Origin of the sequence: Ideonella sp. B508-1 (assembly GCF_000333615.1) — a bacterium.
Classification (GTDB): domain Bacteria; phylum Pseudomonadota; class Gammaproteobacteria; order Burkholderiales; family Burkholderiaceae_C; genus Ideonella.
Map to the genome: position 1 here is coordinate 1 of NZ_BADL01000322.1, position 8,893 is coordinate 8,893.

At 69.0% G+C, this 8,893-nt stretch carries 11 protein-coding genes; 5 read left to right on the plus strand and 6 right to left on the minus strand.

Translation table 11 applies throughout. The features are described from left to right. A partial coding sequence (locus I73_RS14005; protein WP_022981183.1) for a metallopeptidase TldD-related protein occupies positions 1-914 on the minus strand: 914 nt, incomplete at its 3' end. A 143-nt stretch (positions 915-1,057) separates the two neighbouring features. On the opposite strand from I73_RS14005, the gene I73_RS27975 reads away from it, so the two are divergent. Then, a complete protein-coding gene (locus I73_RS27975; RefSeq protein ID WP_022981184.1) occupies positions 1,058-1,423 on the plus strand; it encodes a hypothetical protein in 366 nt (121 codons plus the stop codon). A 25-nt stretch (positions 1,424-1,448) separates the two neighbouring features. On the opposite strand, the gene rsmI is transcribed toward I73_RS27975, so the two are convergent. After that, positions 1,449-2,402 carry a 16S rRNA (cytidine(1402)-2'-O)-methyltransferase gene (gene rsmI, locus I73_RS14015; protein WP_022981185.1) on the minus strand — a complete coding sequence of 318 codons (954 nt, stop codon included), beginning with the start codon at positions 2,400-2,402 and terminating at the stop codon, positions 1,449-1,451. On the opposite strand from rsmI, the gene I73_RS27980 reads away from it, so the two are divergent. The 3 genes from I73_RS27980 to I73_RS14030 all read left to right on the plus strand — a co-directional run bounded on the left by I73_RS27980 (position 2,401) and on the right by I73_RS14030 (position 4,162). Further along, entirely contained in the window at positions 2,401-2,817 is a 417-nt protein-coding gene (locus I73_RS27980; protein ID WP_022981186.1) for a YraN family protein, read from the plus strand. The two genes, rsmI and I73_RS27980, sit on opposite strands and share 2 nt — an antisense overlap. 68 nt (positions 2,818-2,885) lie before the next feature. Continuing rightward, positions 2,886-3,488, plus strand: coding sequence for an SIS domain-containing protein (locus I73_RS14025; protein WP_022981187.1), 603 nt, complete (start codon positions 2,886-2,888; stop codon positions 3,486-3,488). A 35-nt stretch (positions 3,489-3,523) separates the two neighbouring features. Next, on the plus strand, positions 3,524-4,162 hold the full coding sequence (locus I73_RS14030; protein ID WP_026096723.1) for a BON domain-containing protein: 639 nt from the start codon (positions 3,524-3,526) through the stop codon (positions 4,160-4,162). Between the two features lie 4 nt (positions 4,163-4,166). On the opposite strand, the gene I73_RS14035 is transcribed toward I73_RS14030, so the two are convergent. From I73_RS14035 to I73_RS14050, 4 genes are read right to left on the minus strand one after another with little or no spacing between them, the layout of a single operon-like run. Continuing rightward, positions 4,167-5,060 (minus strand): NAD(P)-binding domain-containing protein, encoded by an 894-nt coding sequence (locus I73_RS14035; RefSeq protein WP_022981189.1) that lies wholly within the window; start codon positions 5,058-5,060, stop codon positions 4,167-4,169. A gap of 5 nt (positions 5,061-5,065) precedes the next feature. Continuing rightward, positions 5,066-6,202, minus strand: a complete 1,137-nt coding sequence (locus I73_RS14040; protein WP_022981190.1) for a PilT/PilU family type 4a pilus ATPase — start codon at positions 6,200-6,202, stop codon at positions 5,066-5,068. A gap of 35 nt (positions 6,203-6,237) precedes the next feature. After that, positions 6,238-6,900, minus strand: coding sequence for a cyclic nucleotide-binding domain-containing protein (locus I73_RS27985; protein ID WP_022981191.1), 663 nt, complete (start codon positions 6,898-6,900; stop codon positions 6,238-6,240). 30 nt (positions 6,901-6,930) lie between these two features. After that, the gene (locus I73_RS14050) at positions 6,931-7,974 is read right to left on the minus strand and encodes a type IV pilus twitching motility protein PilT (protein WP_022981192.1); all 1,044 of its coding nucleotides are present in this window, start codon (positions 7,972-7,974) and stop codon (positions 6,931-6,933) included. A 62-nt stretch (positions 7,975-8,036) separates the two neighbouring features. Between I73_RS14050 and I73_RS14055 the strand changes: the two genes are divergently transcribed. Then, positions 8,037-8,738: a YggS family pyridoxal phosphate-dependent enzyme gene (locus I73_RS14055; RefSeq protein ID WP_026096725.1), complete on the plus strand. Its 702-nt coding sequence runs from the start codon at positions 8,037-8,039 to the stop codon at positions 8,736-8,738. Positions 8,739-8,893: the final 155 nt, after the last annotated feature.

The following is an 8,893-nucleotide window of genomic DNA, read 5'->3' on the forward strand; positions in this document are numbered from 1 at the left end:
GTCGTCAGCACGGTGACGCCCTTGGACGCCACCCGCTCGCCGATGCGGCCGGAGAAGGTGGACGAGCCCTTGCGGTTGAAGTCGCCCTCCAGGCCGTGGCCCACCGCTTCGTGCAGCATCACGCCGGGCCAGCCCGGCCCCAGGACCACGGTCATCGGGCCGGCTGGCGCCGGGCGCGATTCGAGGTTGGTCAGGGCCGCATTGACGGCCTGATCCACATAACTCTCGAGCTGGGCGTCCTGGAAGTAGCCCAGGCCGAAGCGGCCACCGCCGCCGCCCGAGCCCACCTCGCGTCGGCCGTTCTGCTCGGCGATCACGGTGATGGACAGGCGCACCAGGGGCCGCACGTCGGCCGCGCGGGTGCCGTCGGCACGGGCCACCAGCACCACGTCGTACTCGGCGGCCAGGCCGGCCATGACCTGCACAACGCGCGGATCGCGGGCGCGGGCCATGCGTTCGATGCGTTCCAGCAGCTCGACCTTCTGCGTGCTGTCCAGCGTGGCGATCGGGTCCAGCGGGGCGTAGAGCAGGCGGCTCTTGGCCACCTGGGTCTTGTTGCTCACCTTAACGCGACGGCTCTGCCCAGACGCGGCAATGGTGCGCACGGTGCGGGCGGCGTCCAGCAGGGCCGCCTCGGAGAGGTCGTCCGAATAGGCGAAGGCGGTCTTCTCGCCAGCGATGGCGCGCACGCCCACGCCCTGGTCGATCGAGAAGCTGCCGCTCTTGACGATGCCTTCCTCCAGGCTCCAGCCTTCGTGCCGGGTGTACTGGAAGTAGAGATCCGCGTCGTCCACCTTGTGCTCACCGATGGTGGCCAAGGCCCGGGACAGCGTGGACTCCGTCAGTTGATAGGGGTCCAGCAGCAGGCTTTGCGCCACTGCCAGCCGTTCGAGGGTGGGTTCGCGGGAGATCATGCGATCGATTGTAGGGAGTCCGTCTGTTTACAGGTGTACACCCTTTCAGAGAGTCCGAGTCGGCACGATCCCTATCTCAGGCGTTGTGACTGTCATCGGCGCGTGGCATCGTGCCCGTGATCTCAGTCGAAGGAGGAAGCCCCATGATTCGCAAGACGTCTGCCCTCAGCCTGGCCCTGGCCGGTTTCATCGCCTGCGCCAGCTTTGCCGCCAGCGCCCAGACCGCCACCCCGCCGGAGCGCGGTGCCAGCACCCCGCACATCAAGCTGCGTCAGCAGCGCGAGGCCGCCCGCATCAACCAGGGCGCCGCCAGCGGCGAGCTGACCCAGCGCGAAACGACCCGCCTGGACAACCAGCAGCAGCACATCGACAACATGGAAACCAAGGCCGCCGCCGACGGCACCGTGACAACCCAGGAACGCACGCGCATCCGCTCGGCCGAACGTCGCGCCAACCGCGACATCGCCCGCAAGACGCACAACGAGCGCGGCGCCTCGGCACCGCAGTGAGTTGACGCCCGGCGCCCGGCTTTTTTCAGCCGGCGTTCGTCTCGTCGTCCGCCGCCTGCAGGGCCTGGCGCCAAGTCAGGGCCTGTTCGTACAAGGTGTTGCGGGGGGCGCCCGTCAGTTCGGCCGCCAGGGCCACGGCCTGCTTGAGCGGCAGATCCCGCGTGAGGATGCGCAGGGTCCGTTCCACCTCGGGTGAGAGGGACTGGCTGTCCTCATTGGACGGCTCGGGGGCATGCAGCAGCACTGCGAACTCACCCTTGCGACGTTGAGCGTCCGCCGCGAACCAGGCGGGCAGTTCTGCGGCCACCAAGGTGTCGATCTGCTCGAACTGCTTGGTCAGTTCGCGGCAGACGGTGACGGGGCGCGCCGGTGCCAGTTCTGCCAAACGGCCGGCCAGGGACTCGATGCGGTGCGGTGCCTCGAACAGCACGGTGGGGCAAGGCTGGGCCAGCGCGGCCTGCAGGCGGGCTTCCCGTTCCTGGCCCTTGGCGGGCAGGAAGCCTGCGAAGTGGAAGCCGGGGCCCGGCGCCGTCACGCAACCGGCTGCGCTCAGCGCCGTCACCACGGCGCTGGGGCCTGGCAGCGGCAGCACGCGGTGGCCGGCCGCCCGTGCCTGGTGGGCCAGCACCGCCCCCGGGTCCGACACAGCGGGCGTGCCCGCGTCGCTGAGATAGGCCACCCGCTCGCCCTGGGCCAGCCGGGCGAGCACTTTTTCCGCCGCGCTCTGCTCGTTGTGCTCGTGCACCGCGATCAGCGGCTTGTCCAGCCCCAGGTGGCGCAGCAGGCCGGCCGTGACCCGGGTGTCCTCGCAGGCCACCGCGTCGACCAGCGAGAGCGCATGCACCGCCCGCAGGCTGAAGTCCGCCAGATTGCCGATGGGGCTGGCCACGACGTACAAGGTGGCGGCGGGATACTGCTGGGCACCGGCTGCGGTGGCAGCGGCCTGGAGCAGGGACAGGGAAGCAGAGGAAGCGCTCATGTGGTTCGGTAAGCCCCGGAAGGACCCGGCGTCGGCCCAGGCCGCCGCACAGGCGCGTGCGGTCACCGGCCGCACGGCGGAGGATCAGGCCCTGGCGCATCTGCAGGACCATGGCTTGCGCCTGGTGCAGCGCAATTATCGGGTGGCGCGCGGCCCCTCTCGTCGCGGGGGTGAGATCGACCTGATCCTGCGCGAGCCCGACGGCACCCTGGTCTTCGTCGAGGTCCGCGCCCGTCAGGACCGGGGCCATGGTGGTGCGGCGGCCAGTGTGACCTGGGCCAAGCAGCGCAGCCTGGTCTATGCCGCCCAGCATTACCTGATGCGCCTGCCCACGCTGCCGCCCTGTCGCTTCGATGTGGTGGCCGTCGATGGGCCGTCGCTGCAATGGCTGCGCGGGGCTTTCGATGCCGGCTGAAACACCGGGAACTCGCAGTCCGTCCGGGGTTCATACCCAGGACATGCCCGCGCTTATGATCGGCGCCCATGCTTGAAGCCCGTATCCAGCACCATTTCTTCGAGACCGCCGACCTGCTCTACCAGGTGGCCGAGTCCCTGTCCCGTCCCATTGCCGAGGCCGCACAGGCGGCCGTGGGCTGTCTGACGGCGGGCGGCAAGCTGCTGGCCTGTGGTCAGGGGGCGGACGCCGATCTGGCCGCGGCCCTGTGCGGAGCCCTGACCCTGCGTTTCGAACGCGAGCGCCCGCCATTGGCCGCGCTGGCGCTGGGCCCCGGCCTGGGGCGTCCGCTGGCCCTGCCGCCGGCGCCGGGCCATGGCGAGGACGTGTTTGCCGCCCAGCTGCGCGCCCTGGGTCACCCGGGTGACCTGCTGGTCGTCTTTGCGGGGCTGTACGGCGAGGACCCGACGCTGCGCGCGGTGGTCCAGGCCGCGCACCAGCAGGAGATGAGCGTGGTGCTGTTCACCGGCGGCGACCCGGGCGCCTGGCCCGATCTGCTGGCGGAAACCGACGTCTGGGTGCCCGTGGCCAACGCCCGTCCCGCCCGGGTGCGCGAACTGCACCTGATGGCCACGCATGCCCTGTGCGATGCCATCGACATGCAATTGCTGGGCGAAGAGTCGCCCAGCTGAGTGCCCCGTCCGGGCGCTTTCTTTCAGGACCGATGATGAAGAACACCAGCCGTATCGTGACCCTGGCCAGCCTGCTGGCCGCCACCCAGTTGCTCAGCGCCTGCGCGCCTTTGCTGATCGGCGGGGCCGCCGTGGGCGGGGCCCTGATGTACACCGACCGGCGCACCTCTGGTGCGCAGGTCGAGGACGAGGCCATCGAGGCCAAGTCCTACAACCGCATCCGCCAGGCCATTGGCGACCGCGGCCATGTCAACGTCACCAGCTACAACCGCCTGGCCCTGCTGACCGGCGAGGTGCCCAGCGAGAGCGACCGCGCCGCCGTGGCCAATGCCGTGGCGGGGGTGGAGAACCTGCGTTCCGTCACCAACGAGATCGCCGTGATGCCCAACAGCTCGCTGACCTCGCGCTCCAGCGACGCCATCGTGACCAGCAAGGTCAAGGCCACGCTGTTCGACGCCAAGGACGTGCAGGGCAATGCCTTCAAGGTGGTGACCGAGCGCGGCACCGTCTACCTGATGGGCGTGGTGACCGAGCGCGAACTCAACCGGGCCACCGAACTGACCCGCTCGATCAGCGGCGTGGACAAGGTCGTGCGCGTGGCCGAGGTGGTGAGCGAAGAGCAGCTCAAGGCGCTGCAGCCGGCACCCACGCCGGCCGCCTCCGCGGCCCGCTGAGCCTTCAGCGCAGGCGGCGGATCAGGCTGGAGGTGTCCCAGCGGCCGCCGCCCATCTCCTGCACATCGGCATAGAACTGGTCCACCAGTGCGGTGATCGGCAGGCGGGCACCGTTGCGGCGCGCTTCGTCCAGCACCAGACCCAGGTCCTTGCGCATCCAGTCCACGGCGAAGCCGAATTCGAACTGGTCGTCCACCATGGTCTTGCCGCGGTTGTCCAGCTGCCAGCTCTGGGCCGCACCCTTGCCGATCACGTCCAGCACCAGCTTCATGTCCAGCTGGGCCTGCTGACCGAAGGCCACCGCCTCCGACAGGCCCTGCACCAGGCCGGCGATGCAGATCTGGTTGACCATCTTGGCCAGTTGGCCGGCGCCCGATTCGCCAATGCGGGTCACTGCCCGGCTGTAGGCCATGGCCACCGGCTTCATGGCCTCGAAGGGGGCCAGCTCGCCGCCGCACATCACGGTCAGCACGCCGTTCTCGGCACCGGCCTGTCCCCCGGACACCGGCGCGTCGATGAAATACTTGCCGGCCAGCCGGGCCACCTGGTTGAGCTCGCGGGCCACCTCCGCGGACGCCGTGGTGTGGTCCACGAAGATGGCGCCTTCCTTCATGCCCGCGAAGGCACCGTCCGACCCCAGCGCCACCGAGCGCAGGTCATCGTCATTGCCCACGCAGGCAAAGACCAGGCTGGCCCCGGCCACCGCCTCGCGCGGGGTGGGGGCGCTGCGGCCGCCGTAGCTTGCCACCCAGGCCTCGGCCTTGGCGGCCGTGCGGTTGTAGACGGTCACCTCGTGGCCGGCCCGCTGCAGATGGCCCGCCATGGGCGAGCCCATCACGCCCAGGCCCAGGAAGGCCACCCGCTGCGGCGGCACGCTGTCGTAGGTCTTGTTCACCATGGTGTTCAGATGATGGTCAGGTTCTCGGTGCCGGCAGCCAGGTCGCCCACGCGGGCCCGTTTGCTGTTGAGCTTGATCTGCAGCCGCAGGTCGTTGACGGAGTCCGCGTTGCGCAAGGCGTCTTCGTAGGTGATGGCATTGGCCTCGTAGAGGTCGAACAGGGCCTGGTCGAAGGTCTGCATGCCCAGCTCGCGTGAGCGCTTCATCAGCTCTTTGAGTTCACCCACTTCGCCCTTGAAGATCAGGTCGGCCATCAGCGGCGTGTTGAGCATGATCTCCACCGCGGCGATGCGGCCGCGTCCCTCCTGGCGGGGCAGCAGGCGCTGGGAGATCATGCCCTTGAGGTTCAGCGACACGTCCATCAGCAACTGGTCGCGCTTCTCCTCGGGGAAGAAGTTGATGATCCGGTCCAGCGCCTGGTTGGCGCTGTTGGCGTGCAGCGTGGCCATGCACAGGTGGCCGGTCTCGGCGAAGGCGATGGCCAGCTCCATGGTCTTGCGGTCACGGATTTCGCCCATCAGGATCACATCTGGGGCCTGTCGCAGGCTGTTCTTCAGCGCGATGTCCCAGTCCTCGGTGTCGATGCCCACTTCGCGCTGGGTGATGATGCTGTTCTTGTGCGGGTGCACGAACTCCACCGGGTCTTCCACCGTGATGATGTGGTCGCAGGCATGCTCGTTGCGCCAGTCCACCATCGAGGCCAGCGAGGTGGACTTGCCCGAGCCCGTGGCCCCTACCAGGATGACCAGACCGCGCTTGGTCATCGCCACGTCCTTGAGGATCTGCGGCAGACCCAGCTCGTCGATGGTGGGCAGTTCCTGCGGGATGGTCCGCAGCACCATGCCCACGTGGCCCTGCTGCATGAAGGCGCTGACGCGGAAGCGGCCGATGCCCTGCGGCGAGATCGCGAAATTGCACTCCTTGGTGCGTTCGAAATCCGCGGCCTGCTTGTCGTTCATGATGGCCCGCGCCAGTGCCACCGTGTGCGAGCCTGTCAGGGGCTGGGGGGACACCCGCGTGACCTTGCCGTCGACCTTGATGGCGGGCGGGAAATCGGCGGTCAGGAAGAGGTCGGAGCCCTTGCGCGTGACCAGCAACTTGAGCAGGTCATTGACGAATTTCGAGGCCTGGTCGCGTTCCATGGAGGTTCTCCGTCAGCGGATTCGGTCGGATGGGCTCACTCGCCGGCCTGGCCACCGCGGCTCAGCTGCACCGACAGGCGGGCGCTGACCTGGCGCAGGCGCAACGACAGGCGCTTGGCCAACCAGGCCAGCACCGCGGCGGCCAGCCGGGGTTCATCGTTCATCATGGCTTCCAGCGCCTGGCTGGGGAGCACCGCGGCGATCAGCGGCGTCAGCGCGGTGCAGGAGCAGAAGCGGGTGCCGCCGTCCAGCACGGACATCTCGCCCAGCACGTCGCCCGCGCGTGACTCGTTGATGCGTACCTTGGCGCCCGAGGGTTGCAACCGGTCGTCGGCCACCACCCCCTGGAGCAGCACCACCAGGTAGTCGCCCTGCTCGTCCTGGCCGATGATCTGCCGACCGCTGTCGAGCTGCACAAACTCGAAGTAGCCGCCCAGCACGCCCAGGTCGATGCCTTCCAGCCCGGCGAACACCGGGTCCTGGTGGAACCATTGCTGCAGCAGCGCCAGGCCCTGCACGGTGTCGAAGGGGCGGGCGCCCAGCGCGCTGGCCCGCTCCTGCCAGGGCGCCAGCAGCTGGGTGTGGCCCTCGTGGTCCATCAGCTGGGTGGCGAAAAAGCCCGCGTCATCGGGGCGCGGGCTTTCATTGGCCGGATCGGCCGTGCGGCGGAGGCGGGAGAGCAGCTGTTTCACGGTCACGGCGGTACTGCAAGGAGCGGTGAGGCGGGATCAGCCCGGGAAGTTCTCCGGGAACTTGGCCCGCACGCGGGCTTCGGAAGCGGCCACCAGATTGCGGCGCACCAGATCCGCCAGGCACTGGTCCAGGGTCTGCATGCCGGCACTCTGGCCGGTCTGGATGGAGGAGTACATCTGGGCCACCTTGTTCTCGCGGATGAGGTTGCGGATGGCCGAGGTGCCGATCATGATCTCGTGTGCCGCCACCCGGCCCTGGCCGTCCTTGGTCTTGCACAGGGTCTGGGAGATGACCGCCACCAGCGATTCGGACAGCATGGCGCGCACCATGTCCTTCTCGGCGGCGGGGAACACGTCCACGATCCGGTCGATGGTCTTGGCGGCGCTGCTGGTGTGCAGGGTGCCGAAGACCAGGTGGCCGGTCTCGGCCGCGGTCAGCGCCAGGCGGATGGTCTCCAGGTCGCGCAATTCGCCCACCAGCACCGCGTCCGGGTCCTCGCGCAGGGCGGCGCGCAGGGCGTTGGCGAAGCTGTGGGTGTGCGGCCCCACCTCACGCTGGTTGACCAGGCACTTCTTGGATTCGTGCACGAATTCGATCGGGTCTTCCAGCGTCAGGATGTGGCCGTACTCGGATTCGTTGAGGTGGTCCACCATGGCCGCCAGCGTGGTGGACTTGCCCGAGCCCGTCGGGCCCGTCACCAGCACCAGGCCGCGCGGCTTGAGCGCCAGATCGGCGAAGACCGGCGGGCAGTTGAGCTGCTGCAGCGTCAGGATCTTGGACGGAATGGTCCGGAACACCGCGCCGGCGCCGCGGTTCTGGTGGAAGGCGTTGACCCGGAAGCGCGCCAGTCCCTGGACTTCGAAGCTGAAGTCGCACTCCAGCGTGTCCTCGTACTGCTTGCGCTGCACATCGTTCATGATGTCGTAGACCATCGCATGAACCTGCTTGTGGTTCAGCGGCTCCACGTTGATGCGTCGGACATCGCCGTGCACACGGATCATCGGCGGCAGGCCGGCAGAGAGGTGCAGGTCCGAGGCCTTGTTCTTCACCGAGAAGGCCAGCAGTTGGGTGATGTCCATGGCGAGGTGTGTGGAGGTCCCTGGGCACCCTGGGCAAGGGCGTCGTTTATGCTCGGGTGATCATGGTCAGTATCGCGCAGAACATACTACAAGTCCGTCACCGTCTGAACGCGGCTTGTGAGGCGGCGGGGCGACCGGCCGACGCCGTGACCCTGCTGGCCGTCAGCAAGACCTGCCCCCCCGACGCGGTGCGCGAGGCCTTCGCGGCGGGGCAGCGCGCCTTCGGTGAAAACTACGTCCAGGAAGCCCTGGCCAAGATCGAGGCTCTGGCCGACCTGCAGCCACGGCCCGTCTGGCACCTGATCGGGCCGCTGCAGGCCAACAAGACGCGGGTGGTGGCCGAGCAGTTCGACTGGGTGCACTCGGTGGACCGGCTGAAGATCGCCGAGCGGCTGTCGGCCCAGCGGCCGGCCGGGCTGCCTGCGCTGCAGGTCTGCCTGCAGGTCAACATCAGTGGCGAAGACAGCAAGAGCGGGGTGACGCTGGAGGCGCTGCCTGCCCTGGCGCAGGCGGTGGCGGCCTTGCCGCGGCTCACCCTGCGGGGCCTGATGGCCATCCCCGAGCCCGCGGGGGACCTGAGCGCCCAGCGCCTGCCGCACCGTCGCCTGCGGGAGGCGTTCGAGGCGCTCCAGGCCCTCGGTCTGTCGCTGGACACCTTGTCGATGGGCATGAGCGCCGACCTGGAGGCGGCCGTGCTCGAAGGGGCGACCATGGTGCGCATCGGCACCGCCATCTTCGGCGCCCGGCCGCGGCCGGTGGCCTGAACTGCGCCGCCAGGCGGGGGGAGCGTGGGCTCAGCGGCCGGCGGCGTCCCGGGCCGGCCTGAACCACAGCGTCCCAGCCGGGTCCTCCAGGTCCAGGGGCAGCTCCTGCACCGTCAGGCCGCGCTCCAGGTCCAGGCTGGAGTCCAGCCAGTTCG

Bases quoted from the DNA above. Each gene is read 5' to 3' on its own strand.
- I73_RS27975 (WP_022981184.1), top strand. From the start codon at position 1,058: ATGATTCGCAAGACGTCTGCCCTCAGCCTGGCCCTGGCCGGTTTCATC.
- I73_RS27980 (WP_022981186.1), top strand. From the start codon at position 2,401: ATGTGGTTCGGTAAGCCCCGGAAGGACCCGGCGTCGGCCCAGGCCGCC.
- rsmI (WP_022981185.1), bottom strand. From the start codon at position 2,402: ATGAGCGCTTCCTCTGCTTCCCTGTCCCTGCTCCAGGCCGCTGCCACC.
- I73_RS14025 (WP_022981187.1), top strand. From the start codon at position 2,886: ATGCTTGAAGCCCGTATCCAGCACCATTTCTTCGAGACCGCCGACCTG.
- I73_RS14030 (WP_026096723.1), top strand. From the start codon at position 3,524: ATGAAGAACACCAGCCGTATCGTGACCCTGGCCAGCCTGCTGGCCGCC.
- I73_RS14035 (WP_022981189.1), bottom strand. From the start codon at position 5,060: ATGGTGAACAAGACCTACGACAGCGTGCCGCCGCAGCGGGTGGCCTTC.
- I73_RS14040 (WP_022981190.1), bottom strand. From the start codon at position 6,202: ATGGAACGCGACCAGGCCTCGAAATTCGTCAATGACCTGCTCAAGTTG.
- I73_RS14050 (WP_022981192.1), bottom strand. From the start codon at position 7,974: ATGGACATCACCCAACTGCTGGCCTTCTCGGTGAAGAACAAGGCCTCG.
- I73_RS14055 (WP_026096725.1), top strand. From the start codon at position 8,037: ATGGTCAGTATCGCGCAGAACATACTACAAGTCCGTCACCGTCTGAAC.